Origin of the sequence: Actinacidiphila oryziradicis (assembly GCF_005047355.1) — a bacterium.
Lineage (GTDB): Bacteria > Actinomycetota > Actinomycetes > Streptomycetales > Streptomycetaceae > Actinacidiphila > Actinacidiphila oryziradicis.
The window spans coordinates 20399-45101 of record NZ_SUMC01000047.1 but is presented as its reverse complement, the minus strand read 5'-3'; the positions used below and the strand labels follow the sequence as shown (position 1 = coordinate 45101).

General features: G+C 68.4%; 23 protein-coding genes and 3 pseudogenes. 18 read left to right on the top strand and 8 right to left on the bottom strand.

Translation table 11 applies throughout. The features are described 5' to 3' along the window. The first annotated feature begins 38 nt into the window (after window positions 1–38). The gene (locus FCI23_RS34640; protein WP_136728134.1) at window positions 39–416 is read left to right on the top strand and encodes a hypothetical protein; all 378 of its coding nucleotides are present in this window, start codon (window positions 39–41) and stop codon (window positions 414–416) included. A 232-nt stretch (window positions 417–648) separates the two neighbouring features. On the opposite strand, the gene FCI23_RS34635 is transcribed toward FCI23_RS34640, so the two are convergent. Further along, window positions 649–1314 carry an SDR family NAD(P)-dependent oxidoreductase gene (locus FCI23_RS34635; protein ID WP_246144348.1) on the bottom strand — a complete coding sequence of 222 codons (666 nt, stop codon included), beginning with the start codon at window positions 1312–1314 and terminating at the stop codon, window positions 649–651. Here FCI23_RS34635 and FCI23_RS60515 point away from each other — a divergent pair. Both FCI23_RS60515 and FCI23_RS56955 read left to right on the top strand, forming a co-directional pair. Further along, the gene (locus FCI23_RS60515; RefSeq protein ID WP_246144349.1) at window positions 1195–1605 is read left to right on the top strand and encodes a TetR/AcrR family transcriptional regulator; all 411 of its coding nucleotides are present in this window, start codon (window positions 1195–1197) and stop codon (window positions 1603–1605) included. The two genes, FCI23_RS34635 and FCI23_RS60515, sit on opposite strands and share 120 nt — an antisense overlap. After that, the gene (locus FCI23_RS56955) at window positions 1578–1718 is read left to right on the top strand and encodes a hypothetical protein (RefSeq protein WP_169317068.1); all 141 of its coding nucleotides are present in this window, start codon (window positions 1578–1580) and stop codon (window positions 1716–1718) included. The genes FCI23_RS60515 and FCI23_RS56955 overlap by 28 nt, the downstream gene beginning before the upstream one ends. A 124-nt stretch (window positions 1719–1842) precedes the next feature. On the opposite strand, the gene FCI23_RS34630 is transcribed toward FCI23_RS56955, so the two are convergent. Then, complete coding sequence (locus FCI23_RS34630) at window positions 1843–2784, bottom strand: LysR family transcriptional regulator (protein ID WP_136728132.1); 942 nt, start codon at window positions 2782–2784, stop codon at window positions 1843–1845. Window positions 2785–2918: 134 nt separating this feature from the next. Between FCI23_RS34630 and FCI23_RS34625 the strand changes: the two genes are divergently transcribed. Continuing rightward, window positions 2919–4208, top strand: coding sequence for an MFS transporter (locus FCI23_RS34625; protein WP_169317067.1), 1290 nt, complete (start codon window positions 2919–2921; stop codon window positions 4206–4208). A gap of 177 nt (window positions 4209–4385) precedes the next feature. Next, window positions 4386–4880 (top strand): helix-turn-helix domain-containing protein, encoded by a 495-nt coding sequence (locus FCI23_RS62545; protein WP_211265568.1) that lies wholly within the window; start codon window positions 4386–4388, stop codon window positions 4878–4880. On the opposite strand, the gene FCI23_RS34615 is transcribed toward FCI23_RS62545, so the two are convergent. From FCI23_RS34615 to FCI23_RS63220, 4 genes are all read right to left on the bottom strand, one after another. After that, complete coding sequence (locus FCI23_RS34615; RefSeq protein WP_136728131.1) at window positions 4846–5289, bottom strand: Ig-like domain-containing protein; 444 nt, start codon at window positions 5287–5289, stop codon at window positions 4846–4848. The two genes, FCI23_RS62545 and FCI23_RS34615, sit on opposite strands and share 35 nt — an antisense overlap. Before the next feature lie 481 nt (window positions 5290–5770). Further along, window positions 5771–6823 carry an IPT/TIG domain-containing protein gene (locus FCI23_RS34610; protein WP_136728130.1) on the bottom strand — a complete coding sequence of 351 codons (1053 nt, stop codon included), beginning with the start codon at window positions 6821–6823 and terminating at the stop codon, window positions 5771–5773. Window positions 6824–7090: 267 nt separating this feature from the next. Continuing rightward, on the bottom strand, window positions 7091–7834 hold the full coding sequence (locus FCI23_RS34605; protein WP_136728129.1) for an IPT/TIG domain-containing protein: 744 nt from the start codon (window positions 7832–7834) through the stop codon (window positions 7091–7093). A gap of 809 nt (window positions 7835–8643) precedes the next feature. Next, window positions 8644–9465: a hotdog fold thioesterase gene (locus tag FCI23_RS63220; RefSeq protein WP_322973928.1), complete on the bottom strand. Its 822-nt coding sequence runs from the start codon at window positions 9463–9465 to the stop codon at window positions 8644–8646. Between the two features lie 322 nt (window positions 9466–9787). Here FCI23_RS63220 and FCI23_RS34585 point away from each other — a divergent pair, with 322 nt between their 5' ends. The 5 genes and pseudogenes from FCI23_RS34585 (at window position 9788) to FCI23_RS34565 (ending at window position 14346) form a co-directional block, all read left to right on the top strand. Further along, entirely contained in the window at window positions 9788–11980 is a 2193-nt protein-coding gene (locus tag FCI23_RS34585) for a phosphocholine-specific phospholipase C (protein ID WP_136728128.1), read from the top strand. Window positions 11981–12305: 325 nt separating this feature from the next. Continuing rightward, window positions 12306–12491: pseudogene (locus tag FCI23_RS64040) on the top strand (RNA polymerase subunit sigma-24); the annotation flags it as partial. A gap of 313 nt (window positions 12492–12804) precedes the next feature. Continuing rightward, the gene (locus FCI23_RS34575) at window positions 12805–13416 is read left to right on the top strand and encodes a GOLPH3/VPS74 family protein (RefSeq protein ID WP_136728152.1); all 612 of its coding nucleotides are present in this window, start codon (window positions 12805–12807) and stop codon (window positions 13414–13416) included. Then, window positions 13337–13951: an LLM class flavin-dependent oxidoreductase gene (locus tag FCI23_RS34570; RefSeq protein ID WP_136728127.1), complete on the top strand. Its 615-nt coding sequence runs from the start codon at window positions 13337–13339 to the stop codon at window positions 13949–13951. The genes FCI23_RS34575 and FCI23_RS34570 overlap by 80 nt, the downstream gene beginning before the upstream one ends. Before the next feature lie 215 nt (window positions 13952–14166). Next, window positions 14167–14346: a hypothetical protein gene (locus FCI23_RS34565; protein WP_136728126.1), complete on the top strand. Its 180-nt coding sequence runs from the start codon at window positions 14167–14169 to the stop codon at window positions 14344–14346. A 355-nt stretch (window positions 14347–14701) separates the two neighbouring features. Here the strand turns inward: FCI23_RS34565 and FCI23_RS34560 are convergent, their stop codons facing one another. Next, a complete protein-coding gene (locus tag FCI23_RS34560) occupies window positions 14702–15238 on the bottom strand; it encodes an NUDIX hydrolase family protein (protein WP_211265566.1) in 537 nt (178 codons plus the stop codon). A 22-nt stretch (window positions 15239–15260) separates the two neighbouring features. Between FCI23_RS34560 and FCI23_RS34555 the strand changes: the two are divergent. The 3 genes and pseudogenes from FCI23_RS34555 to FCI23_RS34545 all read left to right on the top strand — a co-directional run. After that, window positions 15261–16289, top strand: a pseudogene (locus tag FCI23_RS34555) (AMP-binding protein); the annotation flags it as partial. A 345-nt stretch (window positions 16290–16634) separates the two neighbouring features. Then, window positions 16635–18464 carry a galactose-binding domain-containing protein gene (locus FCI23_RS60495; RefSeq protein WP_136728124.1) on the top strand — a complete coding sequence of 610 codons (1830 nt, stop codon included), beginning with the start codon at window positions 16635–16637 and terminating at the stop codon, window positions 18462–18464. Between the two features lie 209 nt (window positions 18465–18673). Further along, entirely contained in the window at window positions 18674–19246 is a 573-nt protein-coding gene (locus tag FCI23_RS34545; protein WP_136728123.1) for a TetR/AcrR family transcriptional regulator, read from the top strand. A gap of 96 nt (window positions 19247–19342) precedes the next feature. On the opposite strand, the gene FCI23_RS34540 is transcribed toward FCI23_RS34545, so the two are convergent. Continuing rightward, window positions 19343–19942 carry a hypothetical protein gene (locus FCI23_RS34540; protein ID WP_169317065.1) on the bottom strand — a complete coding sequence of 200 codons (600 nt, stop codon included), beginning with the start codon at window positions 19940–19942 and terminating at the stop codon, window positions 19343–19345. Here FCI23_RS34540 and FCI23_RS34535 point away from each other — a divergent pair. The 5 genes and pseudogenes from FCI23_RS34535 to FCI23_RS62540 form a co-directional block, all read left to right on the top strand. Beyond that, window positions 19823–20554 (top strand): annotated as a pseudogene (locus FCI23_RS34535) (ATP-binding cassette domain-containing protein); the annotation flags it as partial. The gene FCI23_RS34540 and the pseudogene FCI23_RS34535 sit on opposite strands and share 120 nt — an antisense overlap. A 265-nt stretch (window positions 20555–20819) precedes the next feature. Beyond that, window positions 20820–21734 (top strand): hypothetical protein, encoded by a 915-nt coding sequence (locus tag FCI23_RS34530; RefSeq protein WP_136728121.1) that lies wholly within the window; start codon window positions 20820–20822, stop codon window positions 21732–21734. Window positions 21735–21931: 197 nt separating this feature from the next. Then, the gene (locus FCI23_RS34525) at window positions 21932–22186 is read left to right on the top strand and encodes a Smr/MutS family protein (RefSeq protein WP_136728120.1); all 255 of its coding nucleotides are present in this window, start codon (window positions 21932–21934) and stop codon (window positions 22184–22186) included. A 149-nt stretch (window positions 22187–22335) separates the two neighbouring features. After that, window positions 22336–23127, top strand: coding sequence for a response regulator transcription factor (locus FCI23_RS34520; protein WP_136728119.1), 792 nt, complete (start codon window positions 22336–22338; stop codon window positions 23125–23127). Continuing rightward, complete coding sequence (locus tag FCI23_RS62540) at window positions 23124–24518, top strand: sensor histidine kinase (protein WP_136728118.1); 1395 nt, start codon at window positions 23124–23126, stop codon at window positions 24516–24518. Before FCI23_RS34520 ends, FCI23_RS62540 begins: the two co-directional genes overlap by 4 nt. Window positions 24519–24703 lie beyond the last annotated feature (185 nt).

The following is a 24703-nucleotide window of genomic DNA, read 5'->3' as shown; positions in this document are numbered from 1 at the left end:
AGTTCCTCCTGGCGTCTGCGGACCAGGACGATGATCGCGTGCACGACGAGGTCGTCCGGCCGGGGGCAGCCGACGCGGCCCGCTTGCCGGGCCGAGCGGACCGGGCCGAGCAGGAACTCCCCCAAGTCGTCGAGGCTTTGCCGCTGCACCTCGGCCAACTCGGGTCAGGTCGGGTCCCATTGCCGGGCACCCACCTCGATCCTCGCCTCCAGCAGCCGCTTCCACAGGAGCCGCAGAAGGACGTCGCGCAGCCGTCCCTGCATATCGGCACAGAGCCCGAAGACGGCGAGAAAGAATCCCGGTTGCTGCTGTGTTTTCGGTCGGCGCCTACCCGCTCGGACGGTGGGTCGCGGAACAGCGACGAACAGATGCTCTCCACGCTCGGCTACAAGCGCTCTTCGTTCTCACCTACGTAGCCAGGTTGGTGCAACGGTTGTTGCCGAACCCGTCATCGGCGAGTTCGGCGCGGACTTTGACCGTGCTGCGGCGCGGCGCTTCGCGTGCTGCTGTTGCGGGCCCGGTCAGGAGGGGTCGGTGGTGCCGCGGGGCCGGTTACGGGCCCACCGCTGGAGATCCGGAGGCAGAGAGGAGTCCGGTTCCGCGCGTGCCGGCCGGGGTGATGGACGAGGAGCCGCAAGACGGCGAAGTTCAGATCAGCGCCGGTCGGCCGGCTAGTTGCGGATACAGCGCCTCTGGGCCGACGGCCAGGGCTGCCTGGACTTGCTTGCTGAAGTCGTCGGCGAGGACCTCGTGCAGTCCGGCCTCGACACCGTCGAGGGTCGCGCGGGCCACCGCGGCGGGATCGGACTTCGGAGCGGTCACCTTCGCGGCCAGCTCCGTCTCGAGGTAACTGACGTGCAGGGCTGTGACTTGCGTGCCCTGTTCTGCGAGGGCCACCCTCAATGCGTTGGTCACTGACCATTCAGCAGCCTTGGCCGCGGCATATCCGGCGCTGGCCGTGATCGATATCCAGGACAGCACGGACAGAACATTGACTACTGCGCCGCCGCCGTTGCGCCCCAGAACGGGGGCGAAGGCCCTGCTCATGGCGAGGGTGCCGAGAACGTGCGTCTCGAACTCCAACCGGAATGAATCCAAGTCCGCCGTGAGCACGTCGGCCTGGGTCGACAAACCGGCGTTGTTGATGAGGAGCGTCACGTCCTGGGCTTGGTCGGCTGCCGCGCGCACGGATTCGTGGTCGGTGATGTCGACTGCGACCGGGACCGCCCGGGCGTCGCGGAGCTGATGAACGAGGCCGGTCTGACCCACGGCGGGTTCTACAAGCACTTTGCCTCGCGCGACGACCTGATGAATCAAGCTGCGGCCCTCGCCCTGGTCGACGGGGAGCCCAAGATGGCGGAGGCCGCTCGTCGGAACCGCGAGGAGCCCCGCACGGGGCTGATCGACTCCTACCTCAGCGCCCGCCACCGTGATGCTCCTGGAACGGGCTGCGCAGTGGTGACGCTCGGCGCCGCGGCAGGGCGCGGCGAAGCCGAGATGAAGGAGGCGTACGAAAAGCAGGTGCGAAGCTTCTGGAACTCATCAGCGAGACGGCGGACGGCGACGACTCCGATGAAGTGCAGGCCGACGCCATGCTCACGCTGAGTGCGATGGTCGGCGCGCTGCTGATGTCGCGGGCGGTTGCCGACCCCGAGCTCTCCGATCAGCTTCTGCAGACGGTCGCCGCGCGGCTCAAGCGCGCGCCCCTGAAGGCCTGACCGAACGCATCCCGCTACCAGAGGGCCGACTCCATGAGGGCGCGGGCCGCCCGTTACCCACCCCCCGCCTCCTGTCTCGCCCATCCAGACTAACCCGATAAGGCGGGCGTCTCAGTCGAGACTGTCAGAGAGGGGCCCGTTGTTCCCATTTCGGTATCCAGACGTTGGTATCGGGTGAGTCTGTTCGTCTGGAGTCGAGGTAGCTGCGAAGTTCGATGAGCGCGGGATGGGGGTTGTCGTCGCGCCAGATCAGTGACATCGGGTAGACCGGTGTCGGGTCATGTATCGGTATGCGCCGCAGGTCATAGCTGTCCGGCCACAGATACCGCGAGCCTTCGCCGACCAGGGTCGCCAGGTCTGAGGAGTCGGCGATCTCAGCCAGCAGTGCCTCGTTCCCGAAGACGGGTCCAACCACGTCGATCGTGACGCCGAAGGTGGTGGCGAGTTCGTCGTAGTAGGCGGCCACCTCGCCGCGGGCGTCCAGGCCGGGCATCCAGATTCGGTGTCCGGCGAGTTGCCCGGGCGTGACGGCGCGGGCGTTGGCGAGCGGGTGGCGGGGTCCGACGAGGAGTTGGTGCGGCTCGTCGATCACGCGGGCAGCCTTGATCGCCTCGGGCAGATGCTGCTGCGCGGGAACGCCGTGGAAGGTGGCGTCGATCGTCCCAGCTTCGACAGCAGCGATCGCGCCATCGACATCGGCGTCCAGGGTCACGACATCCAATTCGATCTCGGGATGCATGCGGTAGAAGTCCTGGAGAAGCCCCGCTGGCGCGATCCGCCGGTTGACGACATCGACGCGTAGAGCGCGCCGGCCAGGACGGACGGACGCGTCAGCCCGCTCTGCTACCCGGAGAAGTTCACGGGCGTGGGGCAGGAATGCCTGGCCGTCGATGGTGAGCTGGGCGCCGCGGGCGGTGCGGGTGAACAGGCGCACATCCAGGTCTTTCTCCAGCACGGCGATGCGCTTGGAGACGGCCTGCTGGGTGATCGACAGCGCAGCGGCGGCTTGCTGGAACTGGCCAGCGTCCGCAGCGGCGACGAAGGTGCGCACGGCGTCGAGGTCCACGCACGTGACTCTACTAGGACAACAAAGGGTTGTGGCTCGCCGCCGGGTCGGTTGTTTGATCCCCCTCGCCAGTATTGATTTGATTCGTAGCGATCCAACGGCGAGTTGTGTCATGCGAAAGGAAGGTGCGGAGCTTGGTGGCGAGACGATCCCTGGGGCGGCAGTTCGGCTGGCTGTGGGCGGCATATGCGGTGAGCGCCTATGGATCCGGGCTGGGGTTCGGGGCATTCCCGCTGATCGCCGTGCTGGCGTTGCATGCCAGCCCCGCTGAAGTGTCCGCGCTGTCCGCGGTGGGGCCTGCGGTGGGCGCGCTGATCGCGGTGCCACTCGCGCCGTGGGTGGAGTTTCGGCGCAAGCGCCCGGTCATGATCGCGATGGACCTGACCCGGCTTGCGGTCATGGCGACGATCCCGGTCGCCTACGCCTTCGGCCGGCTCAGTTTCGTCCAGCTGCTCGTGATCTCGGCCGTGGTCGCCGCAGCCAAGATCGCCTTCAACGCGGCCAGCGGCGCCTACCTCAAGGCCCTCGTCCGGCCGGATGACCTGCTCGTGGCCAACGCGCGGTTCGAGTCCACGAACTGGAGCTCCATCGCGGTCGGGCCACCGCTGGGCGGGGTGGCGATCGGGCTGTTCGGGCCGGTCACCACCGTGGTGGCCGACGCGCTCAGCTACCTGTTCTCTGCGCTGGGCATCACCGCGATTCACGGCCGAGAAGAAGCGCCGCAAACAACCGACAAAAGCCCGGTCCGGGCGGGCGCATTGCTTGACGGCTGGCGACACATCCTGGGCGATCCCGGTTTGCGGCCGCTCTACCTCAACAACATGCTCGTCGCCGGTCTGATCATGGCCACCGAGCCGCTGCTGGCCGTGCTCCTACTTCGCCAGCTCGGGTTCCCACCCTGGCAGTACGGCCTCGCCTTCGCCGCCCCCTGCGTCGGCGGACTCATCGGCTCCCGGCTAGCCCGCCGCGTCGTGGCCCGCTACGGCCAGCACGGGGTCTTCCGGACCGTCGGCACCCTGCGCGCCATCTGGCTGATCGGCCTGGCCTTCGTCCGTCCCGGCGTCGTCGGCCTCGTCACCGTGATAGCTGTCGAGCTGGCGATCATCATCAACATGAGCCTGTACACCCCGGTGCTCGCCACCTACCGGCTCGAACACACCCCCAAGCATCTCGTCGCCCGCACCCTGTCGGCCTGGTCAATCGGCCAGCAGGCGTCCATCGCCATCTTCACCGCGCTCGGCGGGCTGCTCGCCGACGTCACCAGCCCACGCACCGCTCTCACGGTCGCGGGACTGCTCATCCTCACCAGCCCGCTGCTACTGCCCCGCCGCCAGCATCCCGCGCCCGTGGATGACCGTGAACTGGCCACATCCGGCTCAGGCCCTCAACAACCGATCCCAAGCAGTACGCCAGCACAGCCATGACCGCAAGATCGCCAAGCTCGTCGGCGCAGCAACAGCACTTGTCAGATCATGTGACACCAAACTGCACTCCCTGCACGGCTCCTACTGGATCCCGAGGACTGACCAGCGCGAACCGGTCGTTGTCAGTGGCACCCGTTCACCATGGACTGTCACCGAGTGGGTTGACGGTGACATGAGATGCGCATGGTGCAGCACGGCAGCGGCCGTGAAGGCCCCGGGATAGCCCGGTCCGGCATGTCCAGCCAGTACGGGGGGATCATGGCCGGGCACCCCAACGCTCCGCTGACCCCGGAGGGACGGCTGCGCCTGTGCCTGCGCATCGACGCCGGGCGGCCGATCACGCACGTCGCCGTCGAAGCCGGGACCTCCCGACGCTGCCTGCCCAAGTGGTACGCCCGCTGGCGAGCCCACGGGGAGGGTGGCCGGAGAAACGGTGAGTCCGGCCTCGCGTCCTTTACCGTGGCGGAAGTCCGAAGGCTCCTGCGCACTCTCCCGTGCGCTGAGCCGGTCTCGCTGGCGCACGCGACATCAGGCCCTCGCCCACCGCTGCCGCTACCAACGCCGAACTGCCGCACCCGGCGGAGGAATCACCGTAGCATGACGGTGCGTCAACCCAGTAGACTCCAAATCAGGCTTCTCACCTGTGTGAATGGCGAAACACTAGTTTATTAGTAGTGGGTCCGTTGTGGACGTCGCCGACGTTGTAATCGACCACGCCACCGCTGCCGCAGAGAAGAAGGCACGGAAGTGTGGGGAGTACCGAGACCTCGACCGTGGTCGAGCCGTTCGAAGCGCTGCAGTTGTCGTTACCGTTGTATGCAGCCGTGATCGTGTGACCGCCGGCGGAGGCGAAGCTGGCCGTGTATGCCGCTCCCCCGTCAGCCCCGACGGGCACGGTGGCCAAGATGTCCCCGCCGTCGAAGAACGTCATGCCGAGGCCGCCGCTGGGGTCTTCCGCGCAAGTCACCGTCGCGGTCAGACCGACTGATTGCCCGATGGCCGCTGTCTGGGGCGTTGCTTGGACCGTGGTCCCCGACTGCGCTGCCGCTGCCGGTGAAGCAACGGCCACCACTGCGGCCATAGCCGCGGGAATAGCCATTCCCCAAGCTTTCCGTTCTTGCCAACGTCTCACTGATTCGACTCCTTGATCAGCTGTTGGGCGAGGTTCGCCGTAACTGGTCGGGGAGCATTACCCTACGCTGCGGGCTCGCGCATTCCAGGGAGCTGTCGGCGCGACCAACCCACTTGGGTCAGGGTGTCCCCCGAATGGGCGGGGGCGTTATTTCCGGCCCGAAGGCGGTAATTCGGTCTCAGTACCCCATGGCCTTTGCGGGAATCACGCTGGCCGGAGCGGGGAGGAATGCTGACCGGTTCCCGGTGCTGTTCCCGGTGCAGTGCCGTAGCAAGGGACGCCGCGCGGCAGTGACGGACCACCCCCTTCACGATCCGTGTCCGCGGCATGCGGCCGGGGCCTGTCCGGCCGGTCTGCGTGGAGGGGGGAGGTGGGGGCACCTCTCAGCGGTAGCCGGGGAGGCATACCAGCCGTAGCGGCCGGACGGGCCCTACACCGTGGGAGGCGCTACACGCGTGTAGGTGAGGGAGTTGCTGGTGCCGCCGAGTGTGGTGACGTTGACGGGGACGGCGCCCGCCGAGGCGGCCGGGGCGAGTGCGGCGATGGTGGTGTCGGACAGCACGGTGAATGCGGCGGGGGTGCCGCCGAAGAGGACGGCGGTCGTGGTGGTCAGGGCGCTGCCGGTGAGGGTGACGCCGGCTCCGGCGCTGGTGGGTCCCTGGGCGGGGGTGAGGACGGTGAGGACCGGTGCCGTCACATACGTGTACACGACCGGGTTGCTGGTGCCACCCGGGGCGGTGACGGTGAGGGCGACGGACCCCGTGCCGACGGGCGCGAGGGCCGTGATCTGCGTAGGGGAATTGACGGTATAGGTGGTGGCGGCCGTGCTGCCGAAAGTAACCGCCGTGGCCCCGGTGAGGCCGGTACCGGTGAGGGTGACGGTGGTACCGCCGGAAACCGGGCCCTGGCTGGGCGAGACGGTAATGAGGGAGGGTGCGCTCACGTAGAAGAAGTAAACGGGGCCGGTGGTACCGCCGAGTGTGGTGACGGTGACGGGCACAGCACCTGTGCCGGCTGGCGCGACGGCGGTGATCTGCGTCGAGGAATTGACGGTATAGGTGGTGGCGGCCGTGCTGCCGAAAGTAACCGCCGTGGCCCCGGTGAGGCCGCTGCCGGTGAGGGTGACGGTGGTACCGCCGGAAACCGGGCCCTGCCCGGGCGAGATGGCGGTGAGGGCCGGTGTCGCCGCATAGGTGTAGGTGATCGAGTTACTGGTCCCGCCGGGGGTTTTGACGGTGACGGGGACGGCGCCCGTGCCGGGCGGGGTCATCGCGGTGATCGTCGTCGCCGAGTTGACCGTGTAGGAGAGGGCAGCGTTGGTGCCGAAGGTGACCACGGTGGCTCCGGTGAAACCGGTGCCGTTCAGCGTGACGGTGCTCTGGCCTGCCGCAGGACCGGTGTTGGGTACGACCGAGCTGAGAGCGGGGACGGCGGCGACGGCGATTGGCCGGACTGCTCCCACCGCGAGGTCATTGTTTTCCACGGTGCCTCCGTAGGGTGTCAACCGGCCCGGGACGGCCGGAGAGGGTTCATTGGATCTTGCTCGCTGCCCTGGTACGGGCTCCGGCGTCCCCGGAAGTCTGCCCTGGTCAACGTCCGATCGTCGTGACTGGTCAGGCGGGCCAAGGGCCCCCGGCCCAGAAGAATTCTGAGCCGGGGGCCTTGGGAGGCGGACGTGGCGCTCTGCAGAGTTACCGCGTCCGCTCCCGGTCGGATCGTTCCCGGGGGTGGCCGCGCTTGGAGGGCGCGGTCAGATGCCGGGACCTGCGGTGTACGTGAACGCGCCCACGGCAGTCGCGCTGCCGGCGTCGTTGCTCACGACGACGTCGACGGCGCCGGCGGTCCCGGCAGGGGTGACGGCCGACACCGCGGTGTCGGAGATCACGGTGAAGGGCGCCGGGTTGCCGCCGAAGGTGACCGCGGTGGTGCTGGTGAGGCCGGTGCCGGACACGGTCACCGTCGTGCCGCCTGAGGTCGGTCCCTCTGCGGGGACGACCGTCGTCACCGTCGGGACGGCGACGTAGGTGTACGCGAGCCCGTTGTTGGTGCCGCCCGCTGTGGTGACGCTGACTCCCACCGAGCCGGCGGTGCCTGCCGGTGTGGCGACGGTGATCTGACCGTCGGACACCACCGTCGGCACCGCGGTGTTGGCGCCGAAAGCGACGCTGCTGGCGGTGGAGAGACCCGTACCGTTGATGGTGACGGTCTGGCCGCCCGCAGTAGACCCGGAGGCCGGACTGAGGGTCTGCTTGAACGGCGCCCCGACGTAATAGAACGGAACGGGGTTGCTCGTCCCTCCCGGAGTGGTCAGGGTGACGCCGACTGCCCCGTTGCCAGAGGGGGAGATGGCGGTGACCTGCGTGGGCGAGACGACGGTGACGGCAGTGGCGACCTTGGTGCCGAAGCGCACCGCCGAGGTGCCGCTCAGATTTGTGCCGGTGACGGTGACGAGTGTGCCGCCGCCGCTGGATCCTTGGTTCGGACTGATGGGCATGGGATTCCTCCTCGCTCGGAATGCGGTACATTGCCGAGCAGTGATGGGAATGCTCCGACCGGAGTACGTCCCGGGTGGATGCGAGCCAGCTCTCGTGTCCACTGGCCAGGTGGTATCTCGATGGCCTTGCGCTGGTGCTGATTGGCGGTCTGCGGCCGCCTGCATCGCACGGGGCTATCGAGGAACACTGCCGCTCCGGCGTCAGCTGCCGCCGGACCGGGGCTTCCTCGCGTCCGTCGAGGATTCGTACGCCCGCCGAAGCGGACACAGGAAGTAACCCATCAGGATGGTTCTTAAGACAAGACTCTAGACACAGTGTCAACCGTTCAGTGGAGCGCCAAGAGGCGAAACACGGCGCACATATAGCGTATTTACGAATAGCTATTGATAATTTCATATTATCCGCCGCACCCGGATTTGATCTCTGCAGCACCGCGAAACGCTCTAACGCCGCCCACAGTCACCACAGAAGCCGGTCAGAGAGGCACGTTCGCCGGCCGTTACGAAGCTGCCCCAGGCAGCGCCTGATGACGACCGGCTGGGTGTTGACGGTGCCGGCGACACGCTCCGACGTTACGATTTCCTGGCCGTTCCGCCGCTGGAGCCATCCAGGTCAGCACGACAGGCGCAGGGGATGCCCGCTTCACGCAGGCGACGCACCAGGTAGGCCCGAGCACTGCCGTGCCGTCCTGCAGCTCAGCGATGAGGACGGGGCCTGGTTCCGTAGGGCTGTGCTCTTCGCTATCCGCCCGCACCGCGGTGAAGTCAGGAGGTCGCCGTTCTGCAGCGCGGTCAGGACATGGATGCCGTCAATCGCGGATGATCAGGCAGCTGCTGATGGCGGTGGCGAGCAGCCGGCCGTCCTTGTCGGTGAGTTTGGCTTCGGTCAGGGCGGTGCGCTTGCCCAGGTGGGTGACAGTGCCGGTGGACAGGAGTTGCCCGGTGTCGGTGGTGACCGGGCGGAGGAACTTCACGGTCAGGTCCAAGCTGGTGTAGCGGACGCCCGCTGGGAGCAACGAGTGGACGGCGCAGCCCGCGGCCGAGTCGAGGAGCGTGGCGTAGACACCTCCGTGGACCGAGCCGATCGGGTTGTAGTGGTACTCGTCCGGGGTCAGTTCGAAGACCGCGGAGCCCGCCGTGACGGAAATGAGGTCGAAGCTCATGAGACGGGCGATGGGCGGGCCCGGCAGCGTGCCGTCGATGATGGCCTGGAGCACCTCGATCCCCGGCCTGTCATGTGCCGCGACCGGCAGGGACAGCACATACCCGGACTCCTGGCACCTCGGGAACCCGGCACGAACGCTGGCCGAGACGTGGCGCGCGAGATGCCCGCTGATCCTCGAGGCCTCGACCCTCGGCTGGCGCACCTCGAACATGAGCCGGTAGTGGCCGGGATTGTCCAGAGCGAACCGGCAGTAGGCCTGCGCCTGCGCCCGCAGCGGCTCCCGGGGATCAGCACCGTCGGCGGCGTCATCCGCAGCGGCCATCCTGGCGACGAGGTCGTCGTACTTGTCCGACAGGGCCGCCCGTACCAGCTCGGCCTTGTCCTCGAAGTGCAGATAGATGCTCGGAGCCGCGACCCCGACCTCTTTGGCAACCGCCCGGATGGTCAGTTTGTCGACACTGCCCACTCCATCAGCAGGCCGTTGACCGCGGCCAGGATCTCCCGCCGCAGCTGCTCGCCCTGCCCCCGAGGGCTGCGCGCCCTGCCTGAGCCGCCCGTCGGGATAACCCACGGAGCCACCAGCCTGCCCCGTCCACGCACCCGGGCCAGCGACCTTGCCTACCTGGTCAGCGCCGCTTCGGCCACCCCGGGAACGGTTCTGGTCCTGTGACGAACCGGCGCCGAGAAATGTGATCATTTCTGCTGTTGTTAATGCTCTCTTCGCCGACACGCCCGAAACGATCAATAGGTTTCTCGACACCCCCAAACCCTCCCGGAGGTGTTGATCCATGTCAGAACTGTCCCGCAGAAGCTTCCTCGGTGCGGCCGCTGCGATCACCGGTGCTGCGGCGATCGGCGTGGCCGCTCCGGTGGCTGAGGCCGCGTCGACCCCGAAGCCGAAGCTGCACGGCGATATCCGCGACATAAAGCGGGTCGTGATCCTGATGCAGGAGAACCGCAGCTTCGACCACTACTACGGTTCGCTGCGCGGGGTCCGCGGCTTCGCCGATCGCTCCGCGATCACCCTGCCCGGTGGCCTGTCGGTCTTCGAGCAGCCCACCTCGAAGCCCGGCCAGCCGATCACCGGGACGCAGTACCCGTGGCGCCTGAGCGACGCGCCCGTCTCGGCCTACCCTGCCGGGCACCAGCCGCCCAGCTCGGAGGCCGGGGCGCAGAACTACGGTGGGACCGACCACAGCTGGGAGACCCAGCACGAGGCGTGGTACGGCGGACTGATGAACGCCTGGTACTCCAGCAAGGGTGGCCCGACCACCCTGGGTTACCTGGACCGGGCGGACCTGCCGTTCCACTACGCCCTGGCCGACGAGTACACGATCGGCGACGCGTACCACTGCTCGGTACTCAGCGCGACCGGCCCGAACCGCACCTACCACTGGGGCGGCACGATCGACGCGCAGAACAAGTACAGCAGCTACACCGCCTACAGCGGTGGCGACGAACTCGGCAAGAACCTGCTGTGGGAGTCCTACGCCGAGACGCTGCAGAAGGCCGGGATCAGCTGGAAGGTCTACCAGGGCACCGACAACTACGGCGACAACGCCCTGGAGTACTTCAAGACTTTCGCCCAGTACGACCCCGAGCAGGGCGGCACCCCCGCACCCGGTAACGTGTTCTACGACAACGGCGTCGCGATCGTGCCGGAGCCGAACGACTACCAGACCGGCAACGCCGACAACCTGGCCCTGGCGGTCAAGAAGGACGTGCTGGCCGGCACGTTGCCGCAGGTTACCTGGCTGGTCACGAACCAGCAGTTCTCCGAGCACCCGGACGGCGCCCCGACCGACGGCGCCTACTACGTGAACGAGGTACTCAAGGCGCTCAACGCGGACCCGGACGTCTTCAACTCGACGCTGGTGATCATCAACTTCGACGAGAACGACGGCCAGTTCGACCACGTGCCGCCGCCGGTGCCCGCGCCGGGGGAGACAGACGAGTTCGTCGCCGGCACCGATCTGTCCAAGTACGGGTTCACACAGCCGGCTCCGGTCGGGTTGGGCTTCAGGGTGCCCATGCTGCTGGTCTCGCCGTGGACGCGCGGCGGCTGGGTCACCTCGGAGGTCTCCGACCACACCTCGGTCATTCAGTTCATGGAGAAGTGGACCGGCGCGCTCGGCAAGCCCGCGATCTGCCGGAACATCAGCGACTGGCGCCGCCGGGTCTGCGGTGACCTCACCAATGCCTTCGACTTCAAGTCGCCGGTCTTCGGCCTGCCGAGGCTGCCGGGCCTCACTCCCATCGGCGAGCCGAAAACCGGCTACACCCCGCCGGTCACGACGAACGCGCTGCCGGAGCAGGAATCGGGCACGAAGCAGGCGCGGCCGCTGCCGTACCAGCCGAACGCGAACCTCGTCGGCTTCACGACCGACAGCAGCGGGTCAGTCACGGCGAACCTGGCGTTGAGCAACAACGGTCCGCACGTGGGCAAGGCGAGCCACTTCTCGGTCTACAACAACCTCGCGAATACGCCGTCGCTGACCGACTACCCCGCGAAGTTCCCGGGGCAATACACGGTCGACCCCTCATACACGCTCTCCAACAAGACCGTCGCCGGGACGGCCCAGGTCGGCGCGGCCGCCGGCGATACCGCGTACGACATCACCGTCGTCGGACCGAACCGTTTCCTGCGGCACTTCACCGGTGATGTCGGCGCCTCCGGCAAGACGGCGCAGGTGGAGGCGGAGTACTACGTTGACGGCTACAGCTCCAAGCCCAGGCTCGCGCTGAAGTTGACCAACACCAGCAGCAAGGCCGTGACCTTCACGGTCGTGTCGAACCACTACATCAAGGACCGCGCGATCAGCTACCACGTCCCCGCGCACGGCCACACGACGCACACGATAGACCCACTGGCCAAGAGCAAAGGCTGGTACGACCTGTCCGTGACGGTGAACGGTGACTCCTCCTGGTCGCGCCGCTACACCGGCCACCTCGAGGACGGTTCGGACAGCGTCACCGGCTGATCCCGGCGACGCACGGCGGCTCCCACCCCGATCGGTGTGGGGCTGTCGTGCTCGTCCGATTGACGGCCGGCGCGCCGTGGGCATCGAGGCCTGTGCCGCTCGAAAACAGGCATGGCGCAGGTCGTCTGCGTCCTCGACCTGGGGATAGCCGCCACCTTGGATCCGGCCGCCAAAGACGGTGTGATCGGTGTTATCAACAGCGCCTCCGCGCTCAGGGGAAAATCGGACTGACATGTGGGTGCGGCCCAGGTGATAACCGCACCGGTGCCCATTGTGTACTGTCACCGCAGGCGGCGGATGCCTCCCATCTTCCGAGCGAGTCCGCCGCTCGTCGATGGCGAAGATCGACAACCCGCGCGCCTATGTGGTGCGGATAGCGGTGAACCACGCGCTCGCCCGGCGGGACAGCATCAGCCGCCGCCGCGAGACCTATGTCGGGCCGTGGCTGCCCGAACCACTGGTCACGGGAACCACCGCCGACACCGCCGACGCGGCCGACCGGGCGTTGCGCACCGGGGGCCGGGAGAGGGGTTCACGGCGGCTGCGGCGGCCGAGCAGCTTGGTGACCACTTCGGGGTCCATGACCGTGCCGACCCGACTGATCACCCGGGGCTCGGGCGAGCCATGAATCGGAGAATTCCACCGTGCCTGAACCCGGCCGCGCCCCGTACCCGACCTGGTCACCGTGATCGGCAAAGCCCTCATCGCCTCGCTCCCCAACAGGTTCAGCCCCGGGAATGCCGTGTCCCTCACTGACGGGCGTGGTCTCCGCGAGCGACAATCGCCGAGGCAGGCTGATTACTACCCCTGACGTGGAGCCATTCATGACCACACCGCGGGACCTGTTGATCATTGCCATGGACATGACGTCCAGTCGCCCTGTGGAGCGAGGCGATCTGTCGCTGGCGCTCGCGGGAGCCGAGGCAATCGACCTCCTCGATGCCGAAGCCATCACCCTGGACGGCGATCACATCGTGCCGGGCTACCGGCGAGCTATAACTGATCGCCTGTTGGATGAGGCGGCGGCGCTTGCCCGACAGGCGCCGTACGAGTCCGTCGGCGACTGGCTGTGGCGCAGAGGCCGTGGCCTGTCCGCGGCCTATCTGACCGCCCTTGAGGCGGAAGGGCAGCTCACTCGGCAACGACACCGCCGCTGGATGTTCTTCCGGACCAGTCGGACAGTGCTGGTCGATTCGCCCGCTCGCCGCTCGGCGGCAAACCGCTGGACATCGGATGAGCCCGTCCTCGCCGCCCTTGTGGCGGCTCTCGGGATCCGCGACAAGCGAACTGGAGACTTCCCGAGCGTGGCCGACGACGCGGTGGCGACCGTGCTCGGCGCCGTCAATGACGCGTTGAGTGAACTGGCGGCCGAACGGCAACGGCGAGCCCGAAGGCGCAACGAGGCGGCCGCGGACAACGTTCGGCGAGGCTACTGACGACCGAACAAACTCCGCAGCCAGTGCCGGCGGATCGAAGGAACGGGCCGCGCGGTTCGGGAACGGGTGGCTCCCCGCCTGTCTCACGCCTTCGGAAATATCTGGCGGTGTGGCCGAGATCAGGGCAGGCGCCGAGCAATCCGGTCGGGCACTTCCCGCGGACTTCGACGTTGCACCGCAACTGGCCGTGGCACTGGGACGCACCCGCGAAGAGGCGCTGAAAACATTCGAGGAGTCCCAGATCTTCACCCACATGCGCTCGCTGTCCGAGTCGACATTGAACAGCCGCCAAGCCGACTTGACCGAACGCAACCTGATCGGTTCGCCCGACGACGTGCTCGAGCAGGTGCAGCGCTACGCCGACGCGGGCGCCACCACACTTTCGGCATTGCTTTTCGCCGCGAACGACGTCCCGCAGACTCTGGAACAGATGCAGGAGTTCTCCGAGTCGATCATCGCGGTGGTCAACGATCGCGTCGAGGGAACAGATCAAGCAGCCCTTGGACGTCACGGCCCACGTCCTCGCCGCGTGTAAGAACGACCGTGTACAAGCCCGCGAGTCCGTGCGGCATCCGCTTGCCTTTTACCTTGGTGTGCATGGCGACCATGACATTACGCGGGTGGCGGGTCTTGACGCCGAGATATGCGCTCGTTTCCGCACCGGTTGGTTGACGGGGCAGCCCGCGCGGGAACTCGTCGGCGACACGATCATCGACACGTTCGCCGTGGCCGGAGATCTCGACGACTGCCTTGCGGGTCGACACGGCAGGGCTGGACTGCGCGGTGCTGCGTGATCCGGGTGACGCTTCGGTCAACGGGCTGCTCGGCCTGGCCACGGCCTACGTCGCGCGGACCGGCGGGCAGTCGAAACGGGTGGCGGCATCGGGGGGCGGTGACCTGACGCAGATCGTCAGCCGAGGATTCGCGTGATCTCGGTCTGACGGTGCACATGGCCTCGGATCTGGTTTGATCTTCGTGCTTGTGTCGCACGGGTCCATCGCGGAAGAAACCCCCGTCACCGCCTCCACTCGTGCGGGATGGGGCACGCCGATCCGCTCTCGACGCGGCCGCGGACGGCGTGCCCGACGCGAACAGGCGCCGTGGCCACCACGCCGCCACCGCCCGTCCGCCGCCGAAGCCCCGTCGCACCGCTGTGGCGATGTATCGGCACGGGAAGGGCCGGATGACGTCAGTATCGTTGCCGGTGGCCGTCGGGGCGGCACGCGTCTGTCTCGCAGTCTTGTTCTTCGGCTCCTTCGGCGCCGGCGAAGGAGCCGCCCCGCGGTCAGGACAGGCAACCGACATGCGCGAGGGCCTGCTTGAGGAGTACCCCCTGGCCGCCCGGCATCTCCTGCTGTACCAGCGGCGATGAGGCCTCCTGCGGGCTGAACCAGACCAGGTCGAGAGCGTCCTGCCGGGGGCGGCAGTCGCCCGCCACCGGGACGATGTAGGCGAGGGACACCGCGTGCTGGCGGGGGTCGTGGTAGGGCGTGATCCCTTGTGTCGGGAAGTACTCGGCGATGGTGAAGGGCTGCGGAGAGGCCGGGACCCGGGGCAGCGCCACCGGGCCGAGATCCTTCTCCAGATGGCGCAGGAGCGCGTCGCGGACCCGCTCATGGTGCAGCACCCGGCCGGAGACGAGGGCGCGGCTGACCTTGCCGTCCGGCCCGATACGCAGAAGAAGTCCGATGTGTGTGACTTCCCCGCTGTCGTCGACCCGCACTGGCACAGCGTCGACGTACAGGATCGGCATCCGTGCGCGCGTCAGTTCGAGTTCGTCGGGAGCGAGCCAGCCAGGGGTGGTTTCGGTTATGTCAGCCATTGGCTGATCGTACTTTGAGCGCTCTCCGGTTCACGCGCTCGGCGCGGCGGTGGCGCTGAGCCGGACGTTCTCCGCGTCGGGCTTTCTGCCCGACGTACGGGCGTACGGGGCCACGTGCTTCACGTATGTCGGCCGCGCGGTCCAGTACCTACTGGCCGCCCCCGAACACCCCGGGGACGGGGACCACTCCCTCCGGCACGGCTTCGGCACCGGGGCGGGCCCGGTGGACGCGGCCCGGTTCGCCAAGCGCTTCGGGGTGCCGCTGACCGAGGGGTACGGCTCCTCCGAGGGCGGCGCCGCGCTCCAGCGCCCTGCGGACGCACCGCTCGGCGCCGCCGGCCGCGGCGCCCCCGGTACCGACCTGGCGGTGGTCAACCGCAGCACCGGCGAGGAACTGCCGCGCGGCTGGCTGGACGGGACCGGCCGGCTGGTGAACGGCGACGAGGCAATACGCGAACTGGCCAACCGCGCCCCGAACCCGTTCGAGGGCTACTGGAAGAACCAGGCCGCCGACACCGAGCGCAACCGGCGTGGCTGGTTCTGGACCGGCGACCTGTTCTTCCGCGACCAGGACGGCTGGTTCCACTTCGCCGGGCGCGCCGAGGACCGGCTGCGGGTGGACGGCGAGAACCTGGCGGCAGCGGTCGTCGAGGAGATCCTGGCCCGCTTCCCGGACGCCGTGGCGGCGGCCGTGCAAGCCGTCCCCGACCCCGCCTCCGGCGACCAGGTGATGGCCGCGCTCGCTCTGCGCGAGGGCGCCGGTTTCGACCCGGACGCCTTCGCCGCGTTCCTGGCCGGACAGCCGGATCTGGGTGCGAAGATAGCGCCCCGGTTCGTCCGGATCGTGACATCCATGCCGGTCACGGCGACGAACAAGGTGCACCGGGCCCGGCTGCGCCGGGAGGGGTTCCGCTGCGCCGACCCGGTGTGGCGGTCGCCGCCGGACGCCGGGCGGCGCGGGGCCGCGTACCAGCCACTCACCGCCGACGACCTCGCCGCCCTGCTCGCCGCCTACCGCGACCACGGCCGGGAAGCGCTACTGGACCACTGAGCCGGCCCCCGGCACCGTCCCGAAGTGCGCTGCCGCCGTACCCGGAGGCCGGGTGGAGCGGCTCACCGAGACCTGCCGCGTGATCGTGGAGAAGAGGCCGCTGTGCCGCCGCTGACCGCCCTCTGCCCGGCCACCAGGGACGAGGCCCAACCGCCGACCCGGCGCACGATCGGCTCCCAAGTCCTGCCGAGCCTGTGAGAGTTACGTAAACGTTGCCGTTCTCTTGACAGCGCTCCAAGCGAGGAAGATCCTCCAGAGAGCGCTCTCTCAGCTCTCCCCTGTCAAGGGCACACCGTTTCCCGGCCAGATGCGGTCGCCCTCCCCCCACTAGGAGAAGGAGTACGCATGTCGATCAGAGGCAAGCGCTTCCGACTACCGCACCGTCAACCGAATGGACGGCTCTCGGTCGGCCTGCTGGCCCTCACCGCCATCGCGGCGGTCACGTTGGCCGGCTCACCTTCGGCCACCGCCACCGCTTCCGCCCCGCCGGCCGTTTCCCGGGCCGGGGTCGCCGCGGCGCAGCCTGCCGCCGCAGCGCAACCGGCCGCCGTGCCGGCGTCGCCGACAGGCTTCACCAGCACCTGGAGCGACGACTTCAACGGCGCGGCCAATTCCGCCCTGGACACCACGACTTGGCGCTACGACGCCGGCGCCGGCAGCAGCTTCGGCACCGGCGAGATCGAGACAACGACCACCAGCACCAACAACGTGTACCAGGACGGCAGCGGCCACCTGGTGCTCAAGGCCCTGCACTCGGGTACCGACCCGAACACCGGCTGGACCTCCGGCCGGGTCGAGACGCAGGCCGACGGCTTCGGCGCCCAGCCCGGCGGAGTGGTGCGGATACAGGCCTCCATCCAGCAGCCGAATGTCACCACGGCGAACGGAGCCGGGTACTGGCCGGCGTTCTGGATGCTGGGCTCGCCGCTGCGCATCGGCGTCCCTTGGCCGGGCTCCGGCGAGATCGACATGATGGAGGACATCAACGGTCGCAGTTCGCTCTTCGGCACGCTGCACTGCGGCGTCAGCCCGGGCGGCGCGTGCAACGAGTCCACCGGACTCGGCAGCGGCGAGCGCGCCTGCAGTGGGTGCCAGACCGGCTACCACACCTACGCGGTGGAGGTCGACAGGTCGACCTCGCCCGAGCAGATCCGCTGGTACCTCGACGGCGCCAACTACTTCACCGTCAACTCCAGCCAGATGGACGCGACCACGTGGGCCAACGCGGTCGACCACAGCTTCTTCCCCATCTTCGACCTGGCCATAGGCGGCGCGTTCCCCGCCGCGTTCGGCGGCGGCCCCAACGCCAGCACCGTCTCCGGCGGCCAGATGAACATCGACTACGTCGCCGTGTACAACAAGGCCCCGGCCGGCACCTCAGGTACCAACATCGCCCAGGGCAAGCCCACCACGGCCTCGTCGGTGGAGAGCACCGCCTTCCCGGCGTCCAGCGCGACCGACGGCAACATCACCACCCGCTGGTCGAGCGGATTCTCCGACCCGCAGTGGCTCCAGGTCGACCTCGGCCAGTCCTACAACTTCACGCACGCGACCTTGACCTGGGAGGCGTCGGCCGCATCGGCCTATCAGATACAGACGTCCAACGACGGCACGACATGGACCACCATCTACTCGAACAACAACAGCCCAGCCGACCTCCAGGACACCGCACTGTCCGGCTCCGGGCGTTATGTCCGGGTGTACGCGACAAGCAGAGCCTCACAATGGGGCGATTCACTCTACGAATTGGCGCTCTACGGCTCACCGACGTCCGGTGGCAGCGGCAGCAGCACTCTGCTGTCGCAGGGCAAGACGGCGACCGCCTCGTCCGCGGAGAGCACCAGCTTCGCCGCGCCGAACGCGGTCGACGGCAACACCGGCACCCGGTGGTCGAGCGGATTCTCCGACCCGCAGTGGCTCCAGGTCGACCTGGGCGCCAGCCACACGATCAGCCAGGTGGTGCTCAACTGGGAGGCCGCCTACGGCACCGCGTTCCAGATCCAGACCTCGGCGGACGGTTCGACCTGGACCACCGTCTACTCCACCACCAGCGGTACCGGTGGCACCCAGACGCTGCCGGTATCCGGATCCGGCCGCTACGTGCGCATGTACGGCACCGCACGGGCCACCCAATACGGGTACTCGCTGTGGGAGTTCCAGGTCTTCGGCACCTGACCCGGACGCCCTGGTGCGCCACCCGCGCACCAGGGCGCTCCCCGCGTCAGGATCCGCGCCGTTCGGATCTGATCACGGTCACCCCCCGCGGCCGCGCCGGCCGCGGGGGGCTTCATCCCCCGGCGATCTCGGCCCCTGAGGCGCAGGACGGTGCGTGGCAAGGTCTTGTTGAAGATGATTGGTCATATTGCTGCGAGGGGGTACTCCCGGTGGGCAGAAAGAGCATGCGCGAGGAGATCGTCGAAGCGGCGGTCGAGCAGTTCCATACGTACGGGTTCAACGCGGCGGGTGTCAAAGACATCACCAATAGCGCAGGTGTCCCGAAGGGTTCGTTCTACAACCACTTCGAGAGCAAGGAAGCGCTGGCCGTGGTGGCCCTGGAGCGATACGGCGAGAGCATCCGGCTCGGGGAGCTCACCGAGGCGTCCACCGATCCGCTGCTGCGGCTGCGGCAGCACTTCGAGTTCCTCCGCGAGGAGAACATTAGCCGGGGCTTCGCCCGTGGCTGCCTCGTCGGCGGCTTCGGCGCGGAGATGGCCGACCACAGCGACATGATCCGCGAGGCGGTACGGCTCAGCCTGGAGGGCTGGGCGCAGGCGCTCGCGGCTCCGATCGCCCAGGCGCAGGAGTCGGGCCAGGTGGCGGCGGCCACAGACGCGAAGACGCTCGCCCGGTTCATTCTGAACGCCTGGGAGGGGACGCTCATCTCCGCCCGGTCCGACCATTCGGAAGACTCCTACGACATTTTCTTCGACACGGTGTTCGGCACACTGCTTGCCTGACGCCTTGCTGTGCTTTCTGCGGTTCTATGGTTCTACGGTTTCGACGACGAAGCCCCCGGCTGCAGGCGGCCTGGGGCTTCATGGTGGCACCGCACATCACTCGAGCGTGATCCCGTCGAGGTCGATGCTGACGAGCAGCAGATCCCGGTTGGCCGTTCCGTCCTCGGCGAGGGGGTAGACCCGTCGCTTGGTCGGGATCATGATCCCGTCGAACTCCCGGTACTCCGAGGGGTAGTGCGCGGCCGGGCCGCCCGCGACAACCTCGGCGTCGTAGTCGTGCCGCTTGATGAGACCGTCGCTGCCGATGTAGAAGGTCTGCTCCTTGGAGTGGGTCGCGATGTCGTCGGGGAACGTCACCTTCAGCCGCCGCCAGGTCTGGCCGTCCTCCTCCCAGGGCGTCACCTCCTCGGTCTCGAAGCCGGGCATGGTGAACGAGAAGGGCTCGGTCAGATACGTCCACATCGCGTATCCGGCGAAGTAAGCCAACTGCAGTTCGTCCCACGGGGTTTCGAGGACGTGTCCCGCGAAGGAGTCCCGCGGGTTGTCCCGTTCGGCCAGGACCTCGCCCGAATCGGTCTCGATGACGCGCGCGAGCAACTCGAGGAGGCCGCGGACGCGATCCGCGACGACGCCGAGATCCGTGTCGGCCTTCCCCATACCGCCGTGCCCGCAGGCCGCACCGTCCTGAGCCTGCACGAGTTGCACCTGCGGTTCGGCAAGCTGCACGACGGCAATCTCCATGTACACGGTCCCGAACGCATCGCGCTGGTCGGGCGCAACGGAGCCGGTAAGACCACGCTGCTGCGCACCCTCACCGGGGAACTCGCGCCGCTGTCCGGCCAGGCCAGGACGTTCGTGCCACTGCGGTTCCTTCCGCAGCGCCTGGATGTGCTGGACGAGGAGCTGAGCGTCGCGGCGAACGTGGCCCGCCTGGCCCCCCGGGTCACCGACAACCACATCCGCTCCCAGCTCGCGCGCTTCCTGTTCAAGGGGGCACGCGCCGAACAGTTGGCCGGCACCCTCTCGGGCGGAGAACGCTTCCGGGCCGCCCTCGCAGCGACGATGCTCGCCGCTCCGGCCCCGCAGTTGCTGATGCTGGACGAGCCGACCAATAATCTCGATATGGCCAGCGTGCGGCAGTTGACGAGCGCTCTCGACTCCTACCAGGGCGCACTCCTGATCGCCGGCCACGATCTGCCCTTCCTCGAATCGGTCGGCATCACCCGTTGGCTGCTCCTGGCAGAAGAGCTCCAGGAGACCACCGCCGAAGAGGTCCGCGACCTACTCCAGGCGCCGGAAGCCGACTGAGCAGCCGCGCGGCCCCTCTCGTGCGGGTGACGCAGGCCGCCGTTCCTGGCCGACATCCACGCCCACTCGAGGAGGTGCCGCACCGGGTCGGCGTCGGCCCAGGCCATGCAGGCCCGGAGCCCTACGGTCAAGCCCGTCCGCAGAGCTGTGCAGTTGTGGCCACGACTTCGTTATCATCACCAACACAGCACGAGCACAAATCGGCATGACAGAGCACAGAAAGCGAGTGGTCCTGGTGTCAGATCCCCTTCCGCACAGCGAGAGTTTGCAGACTCGGTACAAGGAGAAACTCGCTGCCGATCTGCAGAGCAACTCGGAGGATCACCAACTGGTCACCGCCCGAGTAGCTGAACTCCAGGAACAACTCACGGTCCTCGAACGAGACCGCGAGCTGCTGCTGAACCTCCAAGCGGCAATCAGCACCAAGACCGCACCGGGGCAGCCCGAACAGGACTTGCCCGGCGCGCCGCTGCCCGTTCACGACTCCGAAGTGAGCAGCCCGGTCGCTGATGACACGCCGGACACGAAGCCCGCGGCGAAGCACGGCGGAGCCGCGGAGAAGCCTGCCCGGGCCCGGCGCGGCAAGCCCGCTCCCTCCGGAAAGCAGGAAAGCGAGAGTGGCACCGACAGCACGGGCAAGTCGCCCACGCTGATCGACGTGGTTGACGACTACCTCCGGCAGCAGACCGGCCCCAGGACGGCAGCGGAGGTCGCCGAGGGTGCATCGACACCGGGGCGACCGGTCGACGCCGGCCAGGCTCGCGCCGCGCTCGAGGGCCTGGTGAGCAGGTCCGCGGCCAACCGTGCCAGGCAAGGCCGCACGGTCTACTACGAGACGACAGCAGGCCGACCGGCCACCGGCGAAGAGCCGAACCGCCCCGAGGTGACGCTCCCGGAAGCGGCACAGCCGGCGGACGCTCCCCCCGAGGAGGGCACAAGCCCTGACACGGAGCACACACCGTCCAGCGAACCCCTCTCTTCCGACCGGGTCCTGGCGGCCCTGAGGGAGCTCGGCGGCGCGCAGACGGCCCGCGGCATCGCCGAGCACCTCTATGAGGCGGCAGTGGACAACCCGACCACGAACCGGGTCCGCACGACGCTGACCCGGCTGGTCGAGAAGGCACTGGCAGTCAAGAGCACCCAGGACAGCAAGGTGGTGTACGAGGCGAAGGCATCCTGACACCCGTATCTCCACAAGGGTGACCCCCTTTCGCGGCTCTGTCGGCCTGCCCGGCGTCCATAGCGGTGCCCCACTCCGCGAGCGGAAACCGAACGGAGCGTGTCTGTCCACGCCTGAGTACGAGATGGCACACTCGGACCACTCGCGGCGGCGTATCCGTGACTTCGCGGGAGGCCGACCCCAACAGGAGGCTTGCGATGCTGACCCTGGATCTGCACCCGATCTACCGGAACAACCGGGACATCGAGTTGTCTCTGCGGCAGACCATCTTCCAGGCGATCCGTGCGGGCGAACCCGTTGTGGAGATCATTCCCGGTAAGGGAACGGGCCAGCTCAAGAAACGCGTGCTCGCGTTCCTCGGCCAGAAACACATCAGGAAGTTGTACGACCACGTGGAGACCGACGTGACCAACGCCGGCCGGGTGCTCGTCCACTTCGCACCGCGTCCGTGATCCGGGCCGGGCCGGGCCCACGCGGGCGTCGGCCCGGCCCCTGCCACGAGACGGACGTTGCTCTAATCTGCACCCGATATTGCTTAGAGGGCCCGGCAGTAGGCGGGGCCTCTTATATTCTTTTTAATTTGCGCACCTACAGTGGGCGCATGAAGGTGAGTGCCAACGCAGAGCCGGACCCCGACGCCCTACGGGTGCTGGTGGTCGAGGACGATCAGGGGATCGCAAGGTCACTGGTGCTGGGGCTGACCCGGGCCGGTTATCTGGCAGAGAGCGTGGACACCGGGCACGCGGCTCTCGCGGCGGCCCCTGCGCCTGATGTCGTACTGCTCGATCTCGGTCTGCCCGACGTCGACGGGGTCGAGGTCTGCCGCACGCTGCGCCGGAGGTCGGATATGCCGATCATCGTGGTGACGTCGCGGGGCGAGGAGGGCGACCGGGTGGCGGCGCTGGACGAGGGCGCGGACGACTACATGGTCAAACCATTCGGTCTGGCCGAGCTCCTGGCCCGGATCCGTGCCGTGCTGCGCCGCACCCGGCCGTCGGAGCCGGAGCTGCTGCGGCACGGACCGCTGGCAGTGAACCCCCGGACCCGCGAGGTGACCGTGGGTGAGCGGACGATCGCGCTGACGCCCAAGGAGTTCGACATCCTGGAATGCCTGGTGACCGATCCAGGGCGGGTGGTGACCCGGCAGGAGATCCTGGAGCGTGCCTGGGACGCCCACTGGTACGGCCCGACAAAGGTGCTGGATGTGCATATGGCGGCGCTGCGCCGGAAGCTGGGTGTGCCGGGGCTGGTGGAGACGGTCTACGGCCGGGGCTTCCGCCTCGGCCGGACCGTCGAGCCCGTGGGGCCCATGGTGCCTGCGCAGACTGTGGGGCCCGGCGAGGTGGAGCGCCCGGCGAGCCCGGCGTTCCACCTGGACCCCCGCCCGCGGTGACCCGTCGTATCGCGCTGAGCGTCCTCGCGCTGATCACCGCACTGCTGGTGCTCGCAGTCGTCCCCTTGGGGCTGCTGATGACGCACCATGAGCGCACCTCGTTCCGGCAGACCGCGGAGGCGACCGCCACTGCGATCGCGTCCGCCGCGGAGGAGCACCTCTCGGATCATCACCCCACCGCGGCGATGCTGCGTCTTCTCGACAAGTCGCGGCAGCAGAACAGCTGCGCCGCGGTCTACGACACCTCCGGACGGACCATCGCCAAGGCCTCCTGCGGTATGCCGCCGAGTGCCGACATCACACCGCAGATCAAGGCCGTACTGACCCACCCGGAGACGCGCACCGTGCAGAGCGGCGACCGGCTGACGGTCGCGGTGCCGATCGGGGAGACCGGCCACCCGGTGGGGGTGACGGTGCTCAGCCGTTCCACCGGGCCGCTGGACGGGCGGCTCGCGGCGATGTGGGGCGGCCTCGCCGTCATCGGCGGGGCGGGGCTCGTCGCGGCGGTTCTGCTGTCGGTCGGGCTGGCCCGCTGGGTGGGACGTCCGCTGCGCGAGGTGGACGCCGCGGCGCAGCGGCTGGGCGAGGGCGCGCTGGACGAACGTGCGCCGGTCGGCCGTGGGCCGCAGGAGGTGCGCAGGCTCGCCGCGACGTTCAACACCATGGCCGGCCGGACCCAGGCGCTGGTGCACGGGCACCGGGCGGTGGTCGCCGATGTATCGCACCAGCTGCGCACCCCGCTGGCGGCGCTGCGGCTGCGGTTGGACCTGCTCTCCGCCGATGCCGAGGCGGATGTGGCGGCCGAGCTGGTGGGGGCGCAGGAGGAGATCGCCCGGCTGTCCCGGCTGGTGGACGGTCTGCTCGCGGTGGCGCGGGCGGAGAACGCGGTACCCCGCCCGGTCGCGGTGCGGCTGGACCAGCTGATCGCCGAGCGGGTGGCGGCCTGGGAGCCGGTGGCGGCCGAACGCGAGGTGGCTCTCGTCGCGTCCTGCCGGGCCGGGCTGAGCGCGTATGCCGGTGACGGTGATGTGGAGCAGGTGCTCGACAACCTGGTGGCCAATGCGCTGGACGCCGTCCCGGCCGGAGGCCGGGTGCGGATCGAAGGCACGACGGCCCAGGACACCGTCCGGATCAGGGTGGCCGACAACGGGCCGGGCATGACCGCCGAGGCGAGGGAGTCCGCGTTCCGACGGTTCGGCGCCACGTCACCGGGCGGGGCGGGGCTGGGTTTGGCCATCGTGCACCGGTTGATCACCGCGAACGGTGGCGCCGTCCGGCTGGAGGACACCCCCGGGGGCGGCCTGACCGCCGTCCTCGAACTGCCGCCGGTGCCGCGTGAGCACGGGCGCAACCATGGGCGGGGTGCCGCCGCAGGGGACCGTACGACCTGACGATCATTGTTCACGACTTGTTCGTGACGGTTTCACCGCTGCTGACCTGCGGATTCGGCGATCTTTGCCGGTTCCGAAGATTTCCTGAACGGGATCCCGACGACTCACTGCGCACGCTGGTGTGACAAGACGCGCAAGGTGCGCGTCTTCGACAGGTGAGGAGTTCCGGTATGCCGCATCCCGAC

Bases quoted from the DNA above. Each gene is read 5' to 3' on its own strand.
- FCI23_RS62545 (WP_211265568.1), top strand. From the start codon at position 4,386: ATGCGCATGGTGCAGCACGGCAGCGGCCGTGAAGGCCCCGGGATAGCC.
- FCI23_RS34585 (WP_136728128.1), top strand. From the start codon at position 9,788: ATGTCAGAACTGTCCCGCAGAAGCTTCCTCGGTGCGGCCGCTGCGATC.
- FCI23_RS34615 (WP_136728131.1), bottom strand. From the start codon at position 5,289: ATGGCCGCAGTGGTGGCCGTTGCTTCACCGGCAGCGGCAGCGCAGTCG.
- FCI23_RS34575 (WP_136728152.1), top strand. From the start codon at position 12,805: ATGACCACACCGCGGGACCTGTTGATCATTGCCATGGACATGACGTCC.
- FCI23_RS34605 (WP_136728129.1), bottom strand. From the start codon at position 7,834: ATGCCCATCAGTCCGAACCAAGGATCCAGCGGCGGCGGCACACTCGTC.
- FCI23_RS34560 (WP_211265566.1), bottom strand. From the start codon at position 15,238: ATGGCTGACATAACCGAAACCACCCCTGGCTGGCTCGCTCCCGACGAA.
- FCI23_RS34525 (WP_136728120.1), top strand. From the start codon at position 21,932: ATGCTGACCCTGGATCTGCACCCGATCTACCGGAACAACCGGGACATC.
- FCI23_RS34520 (WP_136728119.1), top strand. From the start codon at position 22,336: ATGAAGGTGAGTGCCAACGCAGAGCCGGACCCCGACGCCCTACGGGTG.
- FCI23_RS60495 (WP_136728124.1), top strand. From the start codon at position 16,635: ATGTCGATCAGAGGCAAGCGCTTCCGACTACCGCACCGTCAACCGAAT.